General features: G+C 66.6%; 15 protein-coding genes. 8 read left to right on the top strand and 7 right to left on the bottom strand.

Annotated elements, in window-relative coordinates; genetic code table 11:
* Positions 1–6: 6 nt before the first annotated feature.
* From OK349_RS19180 to OK349_RS19190, 3 genes are all read right to left on the bottom strand, one after another.
* Complete coding sequence (locus tag OK349_RS19180) at positions 7–942, bottom strand: family 43 glycosylhydrolase (protein ID WP_265119523.1); 936 nt, start codon at positions 940–942, stop codon at positions 7–9.
* A 7-nt stretch (positions 943–949) separates the two neighbouring features.
* Entirely contained in the window at positions 950–2,110 is a 1,161-nt protein-coding gene (locus OK349_RS19185; RefSeq protein ID WP_265119524.1) for an aldose epimerase family protein, read from the bottom strand.
* Positions 2,111–2,190: 80 nt separating this feature from the next.
* On the bottom strand, positions 2,191–3,918 hold the full coding sequence (locus tag OK349_RS19190; protein ID WP_372340591.1) for an IlvD/Edd family dehydratase: 1,728 nt from the start codon (positions 3,916–3,918) through the stop codon (positions 2,191–2,193).
* Between the two features lie 194 nt (positions 3,919–4,112).
* Between OK349_RS19190 and OK349_RS19195 the strand changes: the two genes are divergently transcribed.
* Entirely contained in the window at positions 4,113–5,036 is a 924-nt protein-coding gene (locus tag OK349_RS19195) for a Gfo/Idh/MocA family protein (protein ID WP_265119525.1), read from the top strand.
* A gap of 19 nt (positions 5,037–5,055) precedes the next feature.
* On the opposite strand, the gene OK349_RS19200 is transcribed toward OK349_RS19195, so the two are convergent.
* Complete coding sequence (locus OK349_RS19200) at positions 5,056–5,217, bottom strand: hypothetical protein (protein WP_265119526.1); 162 nt, start codon at positions 5,215–5,217, stop codon at positions 5,056–5,058.
* A 61-nt stretch (positions 5,218–5,278) separates the two neighbouring features.
* On the bottom strand, positions 5,279–6,415 hold the full coding sequence (locus tag OK349_RS19205) for an endo-1,4-beta-xylanase (RefSeq protein WP_265119527.1): 1,137 nt from the start codon (positions 6,413–6,415) through the stop codon (positions 5,279–5,281).
* Positions 6,416–6,864: 449 nt separating this feature from the next.
* Here OK349_RS19205 and OK349_RS19210 point away from each other — a divergent pair, with 449 nt between their 5' ends.
* A complete protein-coding gene (locus tag OK349_RS19210) occupies positions 6,865–9,660 on the top strand; it encodes a TonB-dependent receptor (RefSeq protein WP_265119528.1) in 2,796 nt (931 codons plus the stop codon).
* Positions 9,661–9,700: 40 nt separating this feature from the next.
* Positions 9,701–11,104: a sulfatase-like hydrolase/transferase gene (locus OK349_RS19215; protein WP_265119529.1), complete on the top strand. Its 1,404-nt coding sequence runs from the start codon at positions 9,701–9,703 to the stop codon at positions 11,102–11,104.
* Between the two features lie 11 nt (positions 11,105–11,115).
* Here the strand turns inward: OK349_RS19215 and OK349_RS19220 are convergent, their stop codons facing one another.
* Positions 11,116–12,396 (bottom strand): MFS transporter, encoded by a 1,281-nt coding sequence (locus tag OK349_RS19220; protein ID WP_265119530.1) that lies wholly within the window; start codon positions 12,394–12,396, stop codon positions 11,116–11,118.
* The gene (locus OK349_RS19225; protein ID WP_265119531.1) at positions 12,393–13,457 is read right to left on the bottom strand and encodes a glycoside hydrolase family 43 protein; all 1,065 of its coding nucleotides are present in this window, start codon (positions 13,455–13,457) and stop codon (positions 12,393–12,395) included. Before OK349_RS19225 ends, OK349_RS19220 begins: the two co-directional genes overlap by 4 nt.
* Positions 13,458–13,553: 96 nt before the next feature.
* Between OK349_RS19225 and OK349_RS19230 the strand changes: the two genes are divergently transcribed.
* The 5 genes from OK349_RS19230 (at position 13,554) to OK349_RS19250 (ending at position 21,334) form a co-directional block, all read left to right on the top strand.
* The gene (locus OK349_RS19230; protein WP_265119532.1) at positions 13,554–15,125 is read left to right on the top strand and encodes a sulfatase family protein; all 1,572 of its coding nucleotides are present in this window, start codon (positions 13,554–13,556) and stop codon (positions 15,123–15,125) included.
* 92 nt (positions 15,126–15,217) lie between these two features.
* Positions 15,218–16,810 (top strand): sulfatase, encoded by a 1,593-nt coding sequence (locus tag OK349_RS19235; RefSeq protein WP_265119533.1) that lies wholly within the window; start codon positions 15,218–15,220, stop codon positions 16,808–16,810.
* 26 nt (positions 16,811–16,836) lie between these two features.
* The gene (locus tag OK349_RS19240; RefSeq protein WP_265119534.1) at positions 16,837–17,958 is read left to right on the top strand and encodes a hypothetical protein; all 1,122 of its coding nucleotides are present in this window, start codon (positions 16,837–16,839) and stop codon (positions 17,956–17,958) included.
* Positions 17,959–17,963: 5 nt separating this feature from the next.
* Positions 17,964–19,856, top strand: a complete 1,893-nt coding sequence (locus OK349_RS19245; RefSeq protein ID WP_265119535.1) for a family 43 glycosylhydrolase — start codon at positions 17,964–17,966, stop codon at positions 19,854–19,856.
* Between the two features lie 140 nt (positions 19,857–19,996).
* Positions 19,997–21,334, top strand: a complete 1,338-nt coding sequence (locus OK349_RS19250; protein ID WP_265119536.1) for a sulfatase-like hydrolase/transferase — start codon at positions 19,997–19,999, stop codon at positions 21,332–21,334.
* The last annotated feature ends 44 nt before the right edge of the window (positions 21,335–21,378 follow it).

Here is a 21,378-nt window from a genome sequence, read left to right on the forward strand (position 1 = left end):
CCCGCTTCAGCCCATCGTGACCGGCGCGATCCTGTGGTCGCGCCCGTAGGTGATCGGCTGCACGACGGTCCTGCGCTGCCCGCGATAGGGCCCGTTGCCGCTCTGCCCCTCCCAGCGATGATAGGCGATGTACCAGCGGCCGTTGGCATCGTGCAGGAACGCGTGATGCCCGGGTCCCTTGAAGCGCGCGTCGCTCGTCAGGATCGCGCCGTGGTAGCGCCAGGGGCCGGTGGGCGAGGGGGCGGTCGCATAATGGACCGAATAGGATGCGTGGCGCCAGGAGCCGTGCGAGTAGGACAGATAATAAACGCCGTCGCGCTCATGCATGAAAGCGCCTTCAGTGAACTGCGGCGGCGTCTTGACCGGGATCTCGCGGTCGATCGTCACCATGTCCGGCTTGAGCAGCCATAGCCGCAGCGTCGCGCCCGCGCTGCCGCCGGCATAGAGATAGCGTTTGCCGCTGCGGCGATCGATGAACACGGCCGGGTCGATCGCCTCGAAGCCGTCGCCCCCGGTCACGAGCGGCTCGCCGCTGTCGACGCAGGGACCGCCTGGCCCCGCGCAGACGGCGACGCCGATCCGGCTCGGCGTCGGGTTCTGCGGCCCGACCGAATAGAAGAGATAGTGGCGCCCATTGGCCGCGACCATGTCGGGCGCCCACAGCGAATGGCTTGGCGCGCCATCGTCGCCGATCCAGCGGATCGCGTCGAGGCGCAGCAATTCGGGGCCGCGCTGCCAGCTTTTCAGATCATCGCTGGTCCAGGCGTAGAGACGTGTTGCACCCCCATCGCCGCTGTTGGTCGGATAGATCCAGTAGCGCCCGCCGGCCGCCTCGATATCGGGATCGGCACCGGCGAACGACCGCGCCTGCTCGGGCGCCGCCGCCGCGCCGGCGAGCAGCGCGGCGGCGGTGAGTGCGAAGACGGTCCGCTTGACCGTCATGACCGGATCAGCGCTTGCGGCCGGGCGTGGCGCCCGAGCTGAAACGATAGGTCATGACGTTGCGATAGGTCTGGCCCGGATCCAGCCGCGCGCTCGGGAAGCCCTTCTGGTTGGGAGCGTCGGGGAAATTCTGCGGCTCGAGCACGATAGCGTCGCCCATCCGGTAGATTTTCCTCGACTTGCCGTAGCTGGTCGCGTCGAAGAAATTGCCCGAATAGAACTGGATGCCCGGCTGGTTCGACCAAAGCTCGAACCCCCGGCCGGACGCCGGGTCATGGACCTTCGCCATCAGCTGCTGGCCGGGGATCACCTTGCGGCCGACCACCCAGTTGTGATCGTAACCGCGGCCGAACACGATCTGCTGGTCGCGCGCGTCGCGCACGCGATCGCCGACCGCGCGGGGCGTGCGGAAGTCGAACACGGTACCCGCCACCGAACGGAACTCGCCGGTCGGGATCGCGCCGTCATCGGTAGGCAGATAGGTCTGGGCGGGGATGGTCAGCAGATGCCCCATCGCACCGTTCGACGCGCCCTCGCCCGACAGATTCCAATAGGCGTGGTTGGTCAGGTTGACGACGGTCGACTTGTCGGTGGTCGCGACATATTCGATCGTCAGCTGGTTCTTCTCGTCGAGCGAGTGGATCGCGTCGACGGTCAGCGTGCCGGGATAGCCCATCTCGCCGTCGCGGCTGACATAACGGAAGGTCACCGACGCGGTCGGGCCGCTCTTCACCGAGACGACATCCCACAGCACCTTGTCGAAACCCTGGGTTCCGCCGTGCAGGGCATTCTTCCCGTTGTTGACGGGAGTCTGATAGGTCTTGCCGTCGATCTTGAAGCGGCCTTCGGCAAGGCGGTTGCCGAACCGGCCGACGATCCCGCCGAAATATTGCGGCTTCGTCTCGTAGAGACCGATATTGTCATAGCCGAGCGCGACATCGGCCTTCTTGCCGTTGCGGTCGGGCAGCACCACCGACTGGATCGTAGCACCATAGGCGATCAGCGTCACCGAGACGCCGCGTCCGTTGGTGAGCGTGACCGAAGCGACGTCGCGCCCATCGGCCAGCTTGCCGAAGGTGCCGCGCTTGGCCGTCGCGGCCTCGGCGCTGCCCGCCGCGAGGCAAGCCGTCGCCGCGGCGGCGAGAAGAAGTGCGCTTTTGCGTGCCATGTCGAACATCTCTCCTGTTATCCGCGATACCTTTCCAGCGCCCGGCCGCGGCAGCCGGGATCGATGATGCGCGTCCGTCATCAATGGCTGTCGCGCGGCAGGCCGCGGGTCTGCGCGATCCGCTGATATTTGACCGCGAGCTCGATCACCGCGCCGCCCTCGAACTGGCCGGTGACGTTGCGATGGATTTCCTGCCACGGCGTCTGCGACGGCGGCACATAGTCCGGCGTGTCGGCGAGCGCGGCGCGGCGGCGATCGAGTTCCTCCATATCGACGAGCATGTCGGCGGTGCGCTTGCCGAGATCGATGCGGATGCGGTCGCCGGTCCGCACCAGCGCGAGGCCGCCGCCGACCGCCGCCTCGGGCGCGGCGTTGAGGATCGACGGGCTGCCGCTCGTCCCCGACTGGCGCCCGTCGCCAAGGCAGGGCAGGGCGTTGACGCCGGCGCGGATCAGGGTCGCGGGCGGACGCATGTTCACCACCTCCGCGCCGCCCGGATAGCCGATCGGCCCGGCACCGCGCATGATCAGGATCGAGCGGTCGTCCGCGCCGAGCGCGGGATCGTCGATCCGCGCATGATAATCCTCCGGCCCGTCGAACACGATCGCGGTGCCCTCGAACGCCTCCGGATCGTCCGGATTGGAGAGATAGCGCGCGCGGAATTCGGGCGAGATCACGCTGAGCTTCATCACCGCATGATCGAACAGGTTGCCCGACAGTACGGTGAGGCCGGCGGCGGGCTTCAGCGGATCGGCGAGTGGACGGATCACGTCGGCGTCGAGCGTGTCGGCGGCGCCAATATTCTCGGCCAGGGTCCGCCCATTGGCGCTCGGCGCGTCGCCGTCGATGAGGCCGGCGCGGTAGAGTTGGCCCATCACCGCGGGCACGCCGCCGGCGCGGTAGAAATCCTCGCCAAGATAACTGCCGGCGGGCTGGAGGTTGACGATCAGCGGCACCTCGGCGCCGTGCGACTCCCAATCCTCCAGGGTCAGCTCGACGCCGATATGGCGGGCGATCGCATTGAGATGGATCGGCGCGTTGGTCGATCCGCCGATCGCCGAATTGACGCGGATCGCGTTGAGGAAGGCTTCCCGCGTCATGATGTCCGACGGCTTGCGATCGGCATTGACCATCTCGACGATCTGCAGGCCGGTGCGATAGGCGTTTTCCTGCCGGTCGCGATAGGGCGCGGGGATCGCGGCCGAGCCGGGCAGCGACATGCCGAGCGCTTCGCACAGCGAATTCATCGTCGTCGCGGTGCCCATCGTGTTGCACCAGCCAGTCGAGGGGGCGGAGGACGCCACCAGCTCGACGAAGCCCTTATAGTCGATCTCGCCCGCCGCGAGCATCTCGCGCGCCTTCCAAACGATCGTGCCGGATCCAGTGCGCTCCCCCTTGAACCAGCCATTGAGCATTGGGCCGACCGACAGCGCGATCGCCGGGATGTTCACCGTGGCGGCGGCCATCAGACAGGCCGGCGTCGTCTTGTCGCAGCCGATCGTCAGCACAACGCCGTCCATCGGGTAGCCGTAGATCGATTCGACCAGGCTCAAATAGGAGAGGTTGCGGTCGAGCCCTGCGGTGGGGCGCTTGCCGGTCTCCTGGATGGGATGCACCGGAAATTCGATCGCGATGCCGCCCGCCTCGCGAATGCCCTCGCGCACGCGCTTGGCCAGTTCGAGATGGTGGCGGTTGCACGGCACGAGATCGCTGCCGGTCTGCGCGATGCCGATGATCGGGCGATTGGACTGCAACTCTTCCAGGCTGATGCCGTAATTCAGGTAACGCTCGACATACAGCGCTGTCATGTCCGGATTGTCCGGATTGTCGAACCATGCGCGCGAGCGCAAATTACGCGGTTCGTTCTTGCCGTGCCCCAACGTCGTCACCTCTTCGCTTCCGGCCGACCATTCGAGCCGTCGGCGCTTGCCGCTACCAAGCGCGTTGATATCGTGGTTCAACGAGGATAGGAAGCATATATATCGTATAAAAGAGGTAGCGTGTGGACAGGATCAGGATTGGGCTCGTCGGAATCGGAAAGATCGCGCGCGATCAGCATCTGCCGGCGCTAGCCGCGTTGCCGGATTTCGAGCTTGCCGCTACGGCGAGTCGGCATGGCCGCGTCGATGGCGTGCGCGGCTATTCGTCGATCGCCGAGATGCTGGCGGGCGAACCGGAGATTACGGCGGTATCGCTGTGCACGCCACCCGAGGGACGTTTCGAGCAGGCGGTCACCGCGATCCGCGCCGGCAAGCACCTGATGCTCGAGAAGCCGCCCACGGCAACCGTGTCGGAAGCGGAAGCGCTCGCCGCTCTGGCGCGGGAACAGGGCGTGACGTTGTTCGCGACCTGGCATTCGCGCGAAGCGGCCGAGGTGGATGCCGCGCGCGACTGGCTGGCGGACAAGCGAATCGGGGCGGTGCGCATCCGCTGGATGGAGAATATCCGCCAATGGCATCCGGGGCAGGACTGGATCCTGGCGCCCGGCGGTTTCGGCGTGTTCGATCCGGGGATCAACGCGCTGTCGATCGCGACGCGCATCCTGCCGCAGCCGCTGACGGTGCTGAGCGCGACGATGGACGTGCCGGCCAATCGCGCCTGTCCGATCGCGTCGGCGATCAGGTTCCGCAGCGGGGACGCCGAGGTCGATGCGCAGTTCGACTTCCTCCAGACCGGTCTGCAGACCTGGCATATCGAGGTGGAGACCGATGGCGGGCTGCTTCGTCTGACCGACGGTGGGTGCAAGCTCGAACTGCCCGGCCGGGAACCGATCAGCGGGCCGAACGAGGAGTATCCGCGCCTCTATGCCGGCTTTGCCAAGCTGGTGCGTGACGGCCGCAGCGATGTCGACTTGCGGCCGATCCAGCTCGTCGCGGACGCGTTCCTGGTGGCGGATCGGCGGACGACCGAAGCGTTCGAGTTCTGAACCGGGCGCCGGCCGGCGCTCAGTCGGTGTCGCCGCGCAATTCGCGTGCGCAGATGTGCTCGAATTGGCGCTGCAAGCGTGCGGCTTCCGCAGCTTCGGTTCGGTGCCGGTCGCCGTGCGCCAGCTGGCGGCGCGATACGGTACAGTGCGGGGCGATCGTCGATCGGGCGGTGTCGCGCATGGGCGTCCTGTCGGGATGATTGGCCGCCGCGACCCGGGATGCGGGCCGCGGCGGCAAGCGGTCAGCGGCGCGGGCCGTTGGCTTCGGTGGTGAGCTTCTTGATCAGGTCGACTTCGGCCTGGCGATAGGGCTTGCCGTTGGCGCGCAGCACTTCGTGGAACCAGATCGTCGGCTCGTCCATCGTGTAGGGCTTCTTCCAGCTGTCCCACGGCAGACGGGTCTGCGACTTGCCGTCGACGAAGCCCCAGTTGATCATCGCGATCTTGTATTTCTTGCCGAGCGGGAGCGAGCCGTCGAAAGTCGAGCCGTTGCCGCGCGCCATATATTCGGTGGCGAGCACCGGGCGGCCATAGCCCAGCATCTGCTTGGCCCGCTCCTCGAACTTCTCCGGCCAGTTATAGTCGTGGAAGCTCATCACGTCGGACTGTGCGACCTGGATCTTCTCGACCGCGTCGAGCTTGTCCGCCTGATCCCAATGATTGCCGATCCACAGGCCGCTGGTCAGCGGCTGGGATGGGTCGGCGCTGCGCGCCCATTCGAACACCGGGCCGAGCAGGCTAGCGACCAGCGCGACCTTGTTCGGCGTCGCCTTGTAGGCGCCGCCGCCGCCGCCCTGGTTGTTGGGCTCGTTCCACACGTCCCACACGACGATGCGCTTGTCGTTGGCGAAGTGGCCGACCACGTCCTTCACATAGGCTTCGAGCTTGTTGTACTGGCTCTTGTCGGCGAGGCGCGCGGCGCCCGGCGCCTGCATCCAGCCCGAATTGTGGACGCCCGGAATCGGCGGGCGCTGACGCCCCGACACCGGATCGGGATCCCAGCAGCTGTCGAACAGCACGAACATGATGCGGATCTTGTGCTTGTCCGCGATCTGCAGGAACGTCTCCATCCGCTGCTTGAGGCCGGCGGCATCCTCCTCCCACAGCAGGTTGTGGAGGTAGACGCGCATCACGTTCATGCCCATCGCCGAGGCCCAGCCGAGTTCCTCGTCGATCTCCTTGGGGTTGAAGGTGTCGGCCTGCCACATCTCGAACTGGTTGATTGCGCTGCGGTTGTTGTAGTTGGCGCCGACCATCCAGGGCTGCTTGGCGTACCAGCCATTCGCCTGTTCCTTCGACCACATCTCCCGCGCATCAGCGGGGAGGGCGGCGCAGACGGCCAGGGCGGCGGCGCCTGCGAGCAGCAGCAGATTCTTCATGCGGGATTGTCCTGATCCAGAGTTGAGCTTGGGCTGCCGGGGAGCGCGCCGGGATGTGGCGGCGGGCAAGTTTCGCGAGATCGCATTGCTTCGCTTCCCTGGGCATCGGGCGCCTTCGAGCGAGCGCCCCGAACGGCAGCCTAACGGACTCAGTGCGAAGTTGGAAGTAAATTATCTGATTTATCCTTTTACGAGACGCCGAATTTAAATCATATCTAAACAGTGGGAGTGGAAACCTTTGTCGCTTAATCCCGCTGAAACAATGGATGTCGGGCGGGCCGCAGGGCGGTGAGGTCGGGTCGAGTCCAAGCTTCAGCCAAGCGGCAAGAGCACAGCTTTATTCGATTTATATGATTGATCTCTTATTACACCTTTGATAGCCCAAACGAACCCAGAGAGGTGCCGCGCAAACGGCCCCGGATTCGTTCGGATCAAAGGGGGAGGAACACATGCGACTGGAATTTCTGCTGACGGCATCGCTTGCCGCGCTCGTCACCGCTACGCCCGCAACCGCGCAGGATGCGGCTGCTCAAGACAATGCCGCATCAACGCAGGCTCAGCCCGCCGAGGGGGATGGCGAGGCGATCGTTATCACCGGCGTGCGCCAGTCGCTCGAGCGCGCCGCCGAGGTGAAGCGCAATGCCGTGCAGGTGGTCGACTCGATCGTCGCCACCGATATCGGCAAGCTGCCCGATCCCACCGTGGCCGCCGCGCTGCAGCGCGTGCCCGGCATCCAGGTGCAGAACGACCGCAACAACGAATTGACGAGCGTGCGCATTCGCGGCCTCACGGACATCCTGACCACGGTGAACGGGCGGGAGGTCATCACCACGACGGGGCGCGGCTTCGACCTCCAGGACGTGCCGGCCGAAGCGCTGGCGCGAATCGATGCCTTCAAGTCGCAGACCGCAGACCAGATCGAGGGCGGCGTCGCCGGCGCGCTCGACCTGCGCCTCAACCGTCCCTTCAACTTTCGCAAGCCGACGCTGGTGCTGACGGCGCGCCAGAACTACGCGACCATCGGCGATACGAGCAATCCGCAGTTCGGCGTGCTCGCCGCAGGCAAGACGGATAGCCCGATCGGCGAGATCGGCGCACTGGTCAACGCGACCTATTCGCATGCCAAGAACATCCGCAGCGTCACCAACCTGAGCGAGCGCCGCTATGGCGGTGGCGCGCCGCTCAACGCGCCCGGGCTGCTCGTGCCGCAGGTGCTGCGCAACATGCCCGATGTCGGCGAGATCGATCGCGCGCAGGTCAACGCGGCGGTGCAATGGCAGGCGACGCCGTCGCTTCAGGTCTATGCCGACGGCCTCTACACCTATTTCCGCAGCACCACCGGTTTTGCCGGGTTCAATCCGCAGCCCTTCACCAACAATTCGCGGATCTCGGAGATCACGGCCAGCGACTATTGCTTCGATGCACGGGTCAATGCGGGCGGCACCAATCCCCAGCTGATCAACAATGCCGACGGCACGGTCTCACTCCAGCCTTTCACCGTTCAGCGCGTGTGCGAGCTCAAAAGCGCGCGCTTCGACAATGTCGTGATCAACCAGAACTCCTCGTCCGAGCAGATCACCCAGCGCAACAAGATGATCGCCGGCGGCCTCAACTTCGAGCAGGATCGGGCCAAGCTGGTGCTCGACGTCGCCTACCAGACCTCGCGCTCCTTCAACGAGAATTTCAACGCCGAAGTCGGCCAGCGCATCCCGACGATCTTCGTCGTGCTGGACGACGACAATGGCCCGTCCTTCACGGTCGATCCGTCGATTCCGCTGCGCGCGACCAACCTGTCGCTGCGCAACTCGATCAACCAGAATTTCACGCTGGGGCAGGGCGAGCTGTTCCAGGCACGGCTCGACGGCGAGTATGAGGTCGGTGGCATCCTGCCCAAGGTGAAGGCTGGCCTGCGCTACGCCAAGCGCGAGGCGCGCTTCCAGGAAGTGCGGCAGACCAACACGGTGCAGTCGATCGGGTTCGGCAATATCGGCACCCCCACCGAGGCCAATGCGCGGCTGATCTCGAGCCTGCCGCTGTCGCCCGACTTTCTCGGCGTGATCGGGGTGGCACCGCGACTCAACGGCGGCGTGCCGTTCCTCGGCGTCAATCCCGAATATCTGCGGTCGGAGCAGGGCCGCAACGAGCTGCGCGCGCTGTTCAACCTTCCGCTGCGGCAGCCCGATTACGACCCGACCAAGGAATTCAACGCCGACGAGACGACCTATGCCGCCTATGTCGAGGGCAGCTACGAGATTCCGCTGGGATCGCTCACGCTCGACGGCGTGGTCGGCGCGCGGGTCGTCAAGACCGAGCGCTCGATCGCGGGCTTCCAGCGGACCGGCGGCACCATAAGCCCGGTGGCGGCCGAGACTTCGGATACCGACTTCCTGCCCGCCGCGACCGCGCGGCTCAAGATCCCGGGCGGCTTCCAGACGCGTCTCACCTATTCACGCTCGATGCGGCGGCCCGATTTCGCGTCGCTCAACCCGGCGGAGTCGCTGACGCTGGTGGGCAACGTGTTCCTGCTCAACACCGGCACGCGCGGGAACCCCGATCTGCGGCCGCAAAAGTCCGACAGCATCGACCTGACCGCAGAATATTATTTCGGCAGCGGCTATATCGCGGTGACCGGCTACTACCGCTCGATCAAGGATCGCGTCGTCACTTCCAACGCCCAGGAGACGATCGACGGGCTCGACTATCTGATCTCCACCCCGCGCAACGTCGGCTCGGTGACTCTCAAGGGAATCGAGGCCAGCGCGCAATATTTCTTCGATTTCCTGCCGGGCGCGCTGTCCGGGTTCGGCGTCCAGGGCGCGTTCACCCTCGCGGATTCGGAGATTGGGGGCGACGATACGCTGGCCGGCACTCCGCTGGTGGGCGTATCGAAATACAATTACACGGCCGGTCTGCTCTATGACAAAGGCGGTCTCAGCGGCCGCCTGATCTGGACCTATCGCTCCAAATATCTCAACGCCGACAATACTGGCGGCGTGGCACTGCGGCCGTTCGATCCGGATCGGGTGAACGAAGCCTATGTGCCGGTATTCCTGTCCTATGTCCGGCCCGCCGGGCGTCTGGACTTCAGTATCGGCTATGACGTGACCGAGGCGCTGCGCATCGATATCGGCGGCACCAACATCCTGCGCAACAAGACCTCGACCTATTGGGGTGACGAGCGAGTGGTGCTGGGGCTGCAGGGGGACGAGACGGTCTATACGGTCGGCGCGCGGATCAAGTTCTGACGAGCACCGGCTGCTAGCGAGCGGGGAAGGCGAGATGACGATGAAGCGGGTATTCAGGGCGGCGGTGATCGCTGCCGCCTCAGCGGGGGCGCTGTCGGTCGCCTCGGCGCAGCAGGCCGAGGCCCAGGCGCGGCCGAACATCGTCGTCTTTCTAGCCGACGACATGGGCTATCAGGATTTCGGCGCGGCGGGCGACCGCAATGTCCGCACGCCCAATCTCGACAAGCTGGCGGCAGAGGGGCTGAGCTTCGATCGCGCCTTCGTCGCATCGCCGAGCTGCGCGCCGAGCCGCGCGGCGCTGCTCACCGGCTACATGCCCTCGCGCAACGGCGCCGAGGGCAATCACGAGATTCCGACCACGGGCGTGCCCAAGCTGCCCGCATATCTGCGCTCGCTCGGCTATCAGGTCGTCGCGTTCGGCAAGGTCGCGCACTACCAGACCACCGGCATGTACGGCTTCGACCGGTTCGAGCACGACACGTTCCACGATCCCGACGCGGTGACCTCGGCACTCAAATGGCTGAAGGGTCGCACCGACAAGCGGCCGCTGGCGATCTTCGTCGGCAGCAACTGGCCGCACGTCCCGTGGCCCGAGACCAGCGAAGGCTATGCGCCCGACAAGGTGACCCTCCCGGCCAAGTCGGTCGACCTGCCGATCACCCGCGACGCGCGCACGCGTTACTATGCGGCGGTCTCACGGATGGACAAGGAACTGGGCGAGACGCTCGACCTGGTCGACCGCAAGCTCGGCAAGAACAGCTTCGTGCTGTTCTCCGCGGATCACGGCGCGCAATGGCCGTTCGGCAAGTGGAACCTCTACGACACCGGCACGCGCGTGCCGATGGTGGTGCGCTGGGCGGGCAAGGTGCGGCCGGGCACGAAGACCGGTACGATGGTGAGCTGGGTGGACATCCTGCCCACGCTGGTCGAGGTCGGCGGCGGCGAGGCGCCGATGGAGATTGACGGGCGCTCGTTCGCGGGCGCGTTCGGACCCGATGCGGCATCGTTCAAGGGGCGTTCTGAAATCTACACGACGCACAACAGCGACCTGAAGATGAACGTCTATCCGATGCGCAGCGTGCGCACGGCGAAGTGGAAATATATCGCGAACCTCCACCCCGAATATGTCTTCACCACGCATATCGACCTGCAGCCGCGCAAGGATGCGGGCGGCTATTTCCCGGCGTGGCGGCGCGCGGCGCAGACCGACCCGAAGGCGCGCAAGATCGTCGACCAATATTATCACCGGCCGGCCGAAGAGCTCTATGACCTCGAGTCCGATCCCGGCGAGACGCGTAACCTCGCCGCCGATCCCAAATATCGTTCGGTGATCAGCGAGCTGCGCCTCAAGCTGGCGGGCTGGCGCGAGTCGCAGAAGGATGACCGGCCGCACAAGCACACGCCGCACCGCACCGAAGGACCGATCGACGGCCTGAAGGAATAGAGCGCAGCCGGCTACGCGGCATCGGTGCGGGGCAGCAGGCGGTCGATCGCCAGCACGCCGAGCGCCGATGCGGTGATGCACAGCGCGAGGAACAGCATCGGTGCGAGCGCGCTGCCGGTGGCCTCGCCGATCCGCGGCACGATCGTCTGGGCGACGAAGCCGCCGAGATTGCCGACCGAGTTGATCGCCGCGAAGCCGGCCGCCGCCCCGGCGCCGGTCAATACCCGCGACGGAAGCGTCCAGAAGATCGGCTGCCCGGCGAAGATCGCCGCCGCGGCGATGCACAGGGCGGCGAACTTGAGCGGCGCCCCGGGCAACAGCGTGGCCGCGACCAGGGCGGCGGCGGCCACGAGCGCGGGGATCGCAATATACCAGCGTTGTCCCGGTTTCCCTGCGGCCCGGCGCGGCAGCCACCACAAGGCAGCGGCGACGCAGATCCACGGAATGACGTTGAGCAGCCCGTTCGCGCCGTTGCTCACCCCGAAGCCGCGCACGATCGTAGGCAGCCAGTAGCTCAACCCGTAAGCGGCCAGCGGGAACCCGGCGAATGCGGCGCAGAGCGCGAGCACGCGCGGATCGCGCAGTGCGCGCAGCGGATTGGCGTGCAGGTCGGGCCGCTGCTCGCTGGCGAGCTCGCGCGCCAGCCATTGCTTCCCGGCATCGGGGAGCCAGCGCGCGGCCGCCGGCCCGTCGGGCAGCCAGCGCAGCACGGCGGGAACGAGGGCGACCGCGGGGATGCCGGTGACGATGAACACCCATTGCCAGCCGCGCAGGCCGCCAAGCCCGTCGAGCTCGAGCAGCAGCCCGCCGATCGCCGCGCCGACCGCGTTGGCGAACGCGCTGGCGATCAGGAAGATGCCGATCGCCCGGGCGCGGTGCCGCTGCGGGAACCACAGGGTCAGCGCATAGAGCACGCCGGGAAAGAACCCGGCCTCGGCCACGCCGAGCAGGAAGCGCAGGACGTAGAAGCTCTCCAGCGACCAGGCGAAGCCGAGCGCGATCGTCACCAGGCCCCAGGCGCCGATGATGCGCGCGAACCACAGCCGCACGCCGACGCGCGCGAGGATCAGGTTGCTCGGTATTTCGAACAGGCAATAGCCGATGAAGAACAGCCCGGCGCCGAGCCCATAGGCCGCCTCGCTCATGCCGAGGTCGCCGACCATTTGCAGCTTGGCGAAAGAGACGTTCTGCCGGTCGATATAGGCGACCATGTAGAGCAGGCAGAGGAACGGCATCAGCCGCCAGAAAATGCGGCGGATCGTCGCCGTCTCCAGCATGACGTCAGGGTTCACGGGCGGGTTCCGGAGGGCTTGCGCAGTCGTTGCGTCATCGGCGCCGGCGGCCCGATGCGCGGCTCGCCCGCGGCGGTCCACTCGATCCGCTGCATGTGCGGCGCGCGCCTGGCGGTGCAGCCCATGCCGGCACGCGGGTTGGCGTGATAGACGATCCACTGCTCGCGCCGGTCGGGCGAGGTGAAGAAGCCGTTATGGCCGGTCGCGAAGACGCCGTTGCCGCTGCGCAGCACGGGCTGCGGATGCTTGGTCCAGGTCGCCGGATCGAGCAGGTCGCCCCCGCGTTTCGCCGCGAGCAGGCCGAGCGCGTAATCGTCCGACCAGCAGGCGCCCGCCGAATAGCTCATGAAGAGGCGGCCGGTTGCGCTCTCGAGGAATTGGGGGCCTTCGAGAATCTTGCGGCCGCCGCGGTCTTCCCACGGCTTGTCGGGCCGGGCGATCACGCGCTCGGGGCCAGTCAGGGTCCACGGGTTCGCCATGCGGGCGATGGCGAGGCCGCTGACCTTGCCGATATAGGGGGAGTAGGCGAAATACCATGTGCCGTCCCGCTCGAAGACGGTGCCGTCAATCCCGGCGCGTGCGGTGTTGACCCGGCCGCGGTCAACCCATTCGCCTTCGAGCGGGTTGGCCATGTCATTCTCCAGCACGAAGATCGCGCGATGGGCATCGTCCTTGAAGCCCGCGGCGGTCGCTGAATAGTAGAGATACCATTTGCCGTCGATGCGGTGCAGCTCGGGCGCCCAGATCGAATGGGCATTGGGCCCGGAGGCAGGGGGCGTCCACACCACGCGATGCTCGGCATCAGCGAGGTTCGTGATGTCGGCGGTGCGCCACAGCGCGATGCGGTTCCCGAGCGTGTGGGTGTAATAATAGATGCCGTCATGCGCGATCACCCAGGGGTCGGGGCCTGATTGCAGGATCGGATTGGTGAAGGTCGCGTCCGCGGCCTGCGGGTCACGGGCAACGGCTGGCGGTGTGGAGAGCGCGAGCAGGGCGAATGCGGCGGCGATGCGAGCGGCGGTGCGCCTGATGTTGGAACCCGAGCGGCCTTCAGCGTGCATGCCAATCCTCTCCAAAATCGATTGCGGAACATCGTGCGCCGGTGCATGGAGTGTATGACTTGTATTTATTATCATATCAATGATGAGGGGGCGGTTGTGACGGGTGGGATGACGCGGCGCTTCGTTCTTCTCGCGGGTACCGCCATACTCGCGGCGCCCGCGCTGGCCGCCGCGCCCTCGCGCAAGCCCAATGTCATCGTGATCTATGCCGACGATCTCGGTTACGGCGATCTCAGCTGCTACGGATCCAAAACGATCCGTACGCCGCATCTCGACCGCTTGGCGGCGCGCGGCACGCGCTTCGTCAACGCGCATTCGCCCTCGGCGACCTGCACGCCCTCGCGCTACGCCTTGCTGACCGGCGATTATGCGTGGCGCGCCTCGGGCACGCAGATCCTGCCGGGCGACGCGCCTGCGATCATCCGGCCCGGCCGGTTCACGCTGTCCGCGATGCTCAAGCAGGCGGGCTATGCGACGGGCGTGGTCGGCAAATGGCATCTGGGCCTCGGCGACGGCAAGGTCGACTGGAACGGCGAGATCGCGCCGGGCCCGCTCGATATCGGCTTCGACTATGGCTTCTTCATGCCCGCGACGCTCGATCGCGTGCCGACGGTGCTGATCGAGAATCGCCGCGTCATGAACCTCGATCCGGCCGACCCGATCAAGGTCGACTACAAGGCCAAGGTCGGCGACGAGCCGATCGGCGCCGAGCATCCGGACCAACTCAAGTTCGGCGCCGATCCCGAACATTCGAACACGATCGTCAACGGCATCAGCCGCATCGGCTATATGGCCGGGGGCAATGCGGCGCGCTGGAAGGACGAGGAGCTGACCGATTTGCTGCTCGGCAAGGCGGTCGAGTACGTGACGGCGCGCAAGGACGGTCCGTTCTTCCTCTATTTCGCGATGAACGAGCCGCATGTGCCGCGCGCGCCGCATCCGCGCTTCGCGGGCAAGTCCGGCATGGGGCCGCGCGGCGACACCATCCTCCAGCTCGACTGGACGGTGGGCGAGCTGATGCGCCGGCTCGAGGAGCTGGGCATCGCGGACGATACGCTGGTCGTGTTCAGCAGCGACAACGGCCCGATCCTGTTCGATGGCTATGCGGACCGGGCGGTCGAGCTGGCCGGCGATCACCGCATGTCGGGGCCGTATCGCAGCGGCAAGTACAGCATCTTCGAGGGCGGCACGCGCGTACCGATGATCGTCAGCTGGCCGGGGCAGGTCCGCGCGGGGCATGTGTCGCGCGCGGTGATCAGCCATGTCGATCTGATCGCCACGCTTGCGGCGCTGGTCGGACAGTCGTTGCCGGCCGATCAGGCGGTGGACAGCTTCGACCTGTTGCCCGCGCTGCTCGGGCAGAGCGAGCGCGGGCGCGACCATGTCGTGCAGGACACCAAGCTGATGGTCACGAGCGGCACGACGGTCGCGAGCAGCGGCGCGCGCATTCTCGCGCTTCGCGCCGGAGACTGGAAATTCATCCGCGGCAGCGTGGCGCCGCACGAATTCCACGGCAACCCGATCGGCACCGTGCTGCGGCATCAGCTCTACGACCTGGCGAATGACCCCGGCGAGCGCAGCGATCTCGCGGCCAGGCTGCCCGACCGGACCAAGGCGATGGCCGCCCGGCTCGACAAGATCGAACGCGACGGCCGCAGCCGGCCCTAATGTACAAATGCCGGGCGGTGCGCAACTAGCGCTTGCCTTCGCTCACGATAATTATAAGATTTATAGGAAAAGAAGTGGGGGGGATTGTTTCGATGCGTTTGTCCCGGATCGCCAAGCGGGCGCTGGCCCTGATGGCCGCAACGGCGGTGGCCGGATGCGCGCAGACCGGCGGTATCGATGCGCCGCGCCAGGCGGCGGCGCCCAAATCGGCATCCGTGCCCACCGCCCAGCGCCCCAACGTCCTGCTGATCCTGGTCGACGACCTCAAGCCGACGCTGCGCTCGTTCGGCGACCGCACCGCGATCAGTCCCAATATCGACCGGCTGGTGGCGCGCGGCACGCGGTTCGAGCATGCCTATGCCAATCAGGCGGTGTGCGCGCCGAGCCGTATCAACCTGATGACCAGCCGGCGCTCGACCTCGACCGGCATCTATAATTTCGGCCAGAACCTGCGCGACTACATGCCCGACGCGGTGACCCTGCCGCAGGCGTTCATGCGCGCCGGCTATCAGGCGGAGAGCATGGGCAAGGTGTACCATGTCGGCCATGGCACGCAGGGCGATGACGCGAGCTGGTCGGCGCCGCCGATCAAGGACTATGTGATCGAATATGTCGATCCCGCGAACGCCGGCAAATCGACGCGCGAAGAGGCGCTGTTCAACGAGATCCCGGTGCCGGCCGACCAGGATATCTTCAAATACGCCTCGACGCTGACGCGCGGCGCAGCGTGGGAAAGCCCCGACGTCGCCGACGACGCCTATGCCGACGGGCGCACCGCGAACCGCGCCGCCAAACGGCTGGCCGAACTCAAATCGTCGGCGTCGCCCTTCTTCCTCGCGGTCGGCTTCGCGCGGCCGCATCTGCCCTTCTCGGTGCCCAAGCGCTATTGGGACCTGTACGATCCCGCGAAGCTGCCGATGCCGAAGTTCGAGCAGCTGCCCGAGGGCGCGCCGGTCTTTGCCGGCAAGGTCGGCGGCGAGATCATCGCCTATGAGCCGGTGCCCGAGAAGGTGGCCGGCAAGGACTATCCCGAGGCGCTCAAGCGCAAGCTGATCCACGGCTATTACGCCGGCGTCAGCTATGTCGACGCGCAGATCGGCAAGGTGCTCGACGCGCTGGAGCGCGAGGGCCTGGCGGACAACACGATCGTGGTGCTGTGGGGCGATCACGGCTTCCATCTCGGCGACCACGGCATCTGGACCAAGCACACCAATTTCGAGCAGGCGGTGCATCTGCCGCTGATCTTCGCCGGGCCCGGCACAGGGCGCCCGGGAAGCGCGCCGGGGCAAATCGCCGAGACGGTGGACGTCTATCCAACGCTGGTGAAGCTCGCGGGGATCACGCTGCCGGCGAGGACTCAGCCGATCGACGGCGCGGACCTGACGCCGGTGCTGCACGATCCGGCGAAGCGGGTGCGGCCCTATGCCTATCACGCCTTCAACCGCCCGGGCCGCATCGGCCAGGCGATCCGCACCGAACGCTACCGGCTCGTCCGCTGGACGCAGGAGGCGAGCGGCGCGCGCGCCTATGAGCTCTACGACATGCAGGCCGATCCGGGCGAGACGCGCAACATGGCCGATGCGCTGCCCAAGGTGCGTGCCGAACTCGAAGCCTATCTCGACGCGCAGCCCAAGCCCGTCCCGGTCGCGCTGAAGGCGCAACGCGCGGCGCAGGGGCGCAACTAGACCAACGATCTCACAGGGGAGAGACGATGCGCATATTTCTGGCGGCGGCTGCCGCGATGATCTGCACGAGCGGTTCGGCGCTCGCGCAAGGCGCGCTCGGCGCGAACTACAACGAGCATTTCGAGGATGTCGACTATCGAGACCTTGAGAAGGCCGGGACTAAATGGGTCCGCATCTTCCTGCCGATGCCGCAGCTCGACCGCGGCCCCGCCGCGGAGCATGGCGCGGTGAAGAAGATCCTCGAGGTCGGCGAGCGTGGCTACCAGACGATCCTGACGCTCAAATATCCCTATAACCGCGTGCCCTTTCCCAAGGCCGACAGCGCCGAGATGGAGCGCCAGCTCGCGCGGACCGACGCGGTGCTGCCGCTAGTGATGGGCAAGGTCGACATCCTGATGATCGGCAACGAGCCTTTCATCGAGAGCCGCAAGCAGGACTGGAATCCCAATTTCAACGCCTTCTACGAGAAGCTGGCGAAGCGTGTGATCGCCTATCGCGCGAAGCATTGCGGCCCGAACTGCAAGACGCGGCTCTACATGGGCGCGATGAACCAGCTGGAGAACCCGGTGTGGCGCAATGCCACGACCGACCGCTGGATGGCGTTCGTCAAGGAAACGCCCGAGCTGGACGGCGTGACCATCCACCCGCACATCCGTGCGATCGAGCAGTCCAAGGCGTTCGTCGGCTATATCCTGCCGCGCATGCGCCCCGAGCAGAAGTTCCTCGTCACCGAATTCTCGCTGATCTGGTGGTGGAAGGCGCAGATGACGCAGCCGGTGAACCCGGCCTTCGCTGACAAATATCAGGCGCCGCGTACCGCGCAGAACTGGCAGATCGTGAAAGCGGCGCTGGAGATCCCGTTTCCCAAGGAACAATGGGACGATTTCCTGCGCATGAGTCCGTGGTTCGAGGGCCGGAAACATTACCTGGCCAACCAGATGAAGATCTTCCGCGACACCGGCCGGCTGGCGGTGGCGACCTATGGCTTCAAGCAGGGCAGCTCGATGTCCGCGAAATGGGGGCCGGAGAAGACGCCGTGGCTGTTCAACAGCGTCTTCGCGGGCGCGACGATCCGCAAGAATCCGGATGGCAGCGCGGCGTTCAACTATGCCTGGATCGATGATTTCAAGCGGCTGCAGAAGAACTGATGGCCATGAAGACCCAGATCCTGATCGCGCTGGCGGCACTCGGCGCTGTCCCCGCGGCGGCGCAGGTGCAGCCGCTCAAGAAGGCGGTGGCCGACGATATCTTTGCCGACCACCCGTCGATGGACAAGAATGCGACGGTGATGCCTGCGGCGGACGCAAAGCCGGTGGCGGCGATCTTCTCCGAGCGTCCGATCGGCGACGCATCGGTCGCGCGGCTGCCCGGTGGAGGCTGGGTCCTGACCGGGACCACGTTGCGCAACGGTCCGCGCCACGGGGTCGAGCTGTGGACGTCGCCGGATGCGAAGAAATGGACTCGGGTCGGTCCGGCGAAGATTTCCGGCAATGGGATCGCGGCGGGCGACGTGTCCGAACGCTATCTCGCGCCGTCGGTGACGGTGGCGGGCGAGCGGCTCTTTCTCGCCTTTTCCGACAAGACTGGTTGCGCGCGGATCGCGACCGGCAGCGCAGCGGCCCCCGGCGGCGCGTTTGCGGCCTCGCCCTGCTTGGTCGAGGATGCGGCGGACGTCTCGCTGTTCGTCGATGCGGATGGCAAGGGCTATCTGGTCTGGAGCGGCGGGATGATCGCTCGGCTGGAGGACGAGTTCCAGAAGCTGGCCGAGGCACCGCGCTTCCTCAAGCCCGACCAGAAGCTGTTCGCCAAGCATCCGCCGGTGGGCAAGGACTGGCCGGTGCGGACCCGCGTCGGCACGCGCGGCGCCACGCTGGCGCGCGACGGCGGCAAGTACATCCTCGCCGCGAGCGAGGTGACCGGGCGGATGCGTACTGCGACCGAGGATCTGTTCGTCGCGGAGGCGCCGACGCCTTATGGCCCCTTCAGCATGCGCGCGCTGGCCGTGCCGCATGCCGGGCGCGGATCGCTGGTGCGGCTCGACGACGGCAAGCTGGCAGCGGGTTACAACCCCAAATGCGATGATGGTTTCGCACTGTTCTGCGAGCAGGTCGGTCTCGTCCCGCTCGAGCGCGCACCCGACGGGCGGCTGCGCCAGGCAGCATCGGTGATCACCGAGGACAGCGCGGTCGCCGGGCGCAAGGCGCTGGTCGTCACCGAATCGATGCGCGACCCCTCGGTCACGCTCGGCGGCGACGGCTATTACTATCTGGTCGGGACGCTCGACGGCTATGGCTATCACCGGCCCGAGGGCGGGGTGAAATTGTGGCGCTCGGCGGATCTGGAGAAGTGGGACGAGGTCGGCTTCATCTGGCGCTGGGAAGGGCTGGGCTACGATTTCGGCACGAACATCGCCGAATTATGGGCGCCCGAGATCATGTGGTCGGCACGCGACAAGACCTATTACCTCGCCTTTTCGGTGATGGAGCGCGGGGTCGGGGGCAAGACCTGGCTCTACCGTTCGACCAGCGGCAGGGCCGGCGGCCCCTATGAGAACGTCACCAAGAGCTTCTTCGTGAACGGCATCGACGGTTTCCCGTTCGAGGATGACGACGGGCTCTATTTCCTGTGGGGCGGCGGGAGCATCGCCAAGCTCAATGCCAGGCGCGGCGGGTTCGAGGGGCCGGTGCGCCAGCTTGGCGACGTCGATGGCGACCATGTCGGCTATGAGGGCAACGGCCTGATCAAGGTGAACGGCGTCTATTTCCTGACCGGCGCCGAATGGCACGGACCGCTGCGCACGCACGGCACCTATGACATGATGTACGGCACCTCGAAGTCGCTGTTCGGGCCCTACACGCAGCGCCGCATGGGCGCGCCGCATGGCGGCCACGGCACCGCGTTCAAGGACAAGCAGGGCCGCTATTGGTACACGATGTTCGGCAACGACCCGACCGCGCCGTGGCGCATGCAGTTCGGTCTCGTCCCGATCGATATCGGTGATCCCGCGTCGATCGGCGTGCCGCGCGTCGAACGCCCCGGCAACTGAGGCTGGACGGAAAGGATGCGCGCCATGACCCGCTACGCATTTCGCGGAGGATTGCGCTGGGGCTGACCGCGGCGGGGCTCGTCGCCGGGATCGGCACCGGCTCTTCGATCGCCGGGCCGGGACTCGCCGCGCCGCAGCCGGTGCCGGCGCCTGCGCAGCGGGTCGCGCGCCAGCCCAACATCCTGTTCGTGCTGGCCGACGACATGGGGTTTGGCGACCTGTCGATCAGCGGCAACAAGCTGGTGCAGACCCCGAACATCGACGCGCTGGCGCGCGACGGCATGCTGATGACTCAATTCTATGACGCGGCGCCGATCTGCTCGCCCTCGCGCGCGGGCTTCCTGACCGGCCAGTTTCCGGCGCGGAACCGCTTCGTCACCTATATTTCCGATCGCAAGCGCAACGCCAATTTCGGCCAGGCCGACTGGCTCGATCCCAAGCTGCCCAACCTGGCACGCGCGCTGAAGCAGGCCGGCTATGCGACCGGCCATTTCGGCAAATGGCATCTGGGCGGCGGCCGCGACGTCGGCGATGCGCCGCTGCCCGCGGCCTATGGCTTCGACGAGAGCTACACCCAGTTTGAGGGGCTTGGCCCGCGTGTGCTGCCGAGCGACCTTGGCGGAAAACTCGCGCAGCAGAGCGCGGCGCTGGGCAAGGGGCCGATCGAGTGGCTGCCGCGCGCACAGGTGACCGGACGCTATGTCGACAAAACGCTCGACTTCGTGTGGCGCAGCAAGGCGGGTCCGTGGTTCGCGCAGTTGTGGCTGGACGACGTGCACACCCCCTGGGAGCCGAGCGCGGAACAGATCGCGGCGGTCAAGGGGAAGGGCAAGAACGCGCGCGAGGATCGCTTCCTCGCGGTGCTGGTCGCGATGGATGCCGAGATCGGGCGGCTGGTCGAGGGCCTGCGCAAGGCCGGCGAGCTCGACGACACGCTGATCGTGTTCACCTCGGACAATGGCCCGACGGTCGGCGCCGAGACGCCGGGCTCCTCCGGCCCCTATCGCGGCCGCAAGGCGAGCCTGTACGAGGGCGGCGTCCGCCAGCCGCTGATCGTCCGCTGGCCCGGCGCGGTCCGCGCGGGCAGCCGCGATGCGACGAGCGTGGTGCAGGCGGTGGACCTGTTCCCGACGCTGGCGAAGATCGCCGGTGCGCGCCAGCCGCGCGGGGTGGACGGCGTGGACGTCGCCTCGGCCTGGCGCGGCGAGCCGATCGCGAGCCGGCCCGACCTCTACACGCATATCGCGCGCCCGAACGCGGAGAACAGCTTCGGCCCGCTCTATTCGGTCCGCTCGGGCCCGTGGAAGCTGCTGATGAACGCCGATGGGGCGGGCGTCGAACTCTACAATGTCGTCGATGATTCGGGCGAGACGCGCAACCGCAAGGCCGACCAGCCCCAGGTCGTGAATCAGCTCTCGGGCAAGCTTGCGCGGTGGATCGGCAGCCTGCCGAAGCCGGGGCCTGCGGTCGCGCGGTAGCTATTTGAAGCTGCGCAACGCGATCCGATTGTCGAAATCCGGCG

The organism is Sphingomonas sp. BT-65 (assembly GCF_026107375.2).
GTDB lineage: Bacteria > Pseudomonadota > Alphaproteobacteria > Sphingomonadales > Sphingomonadaceae > Sphingomonas.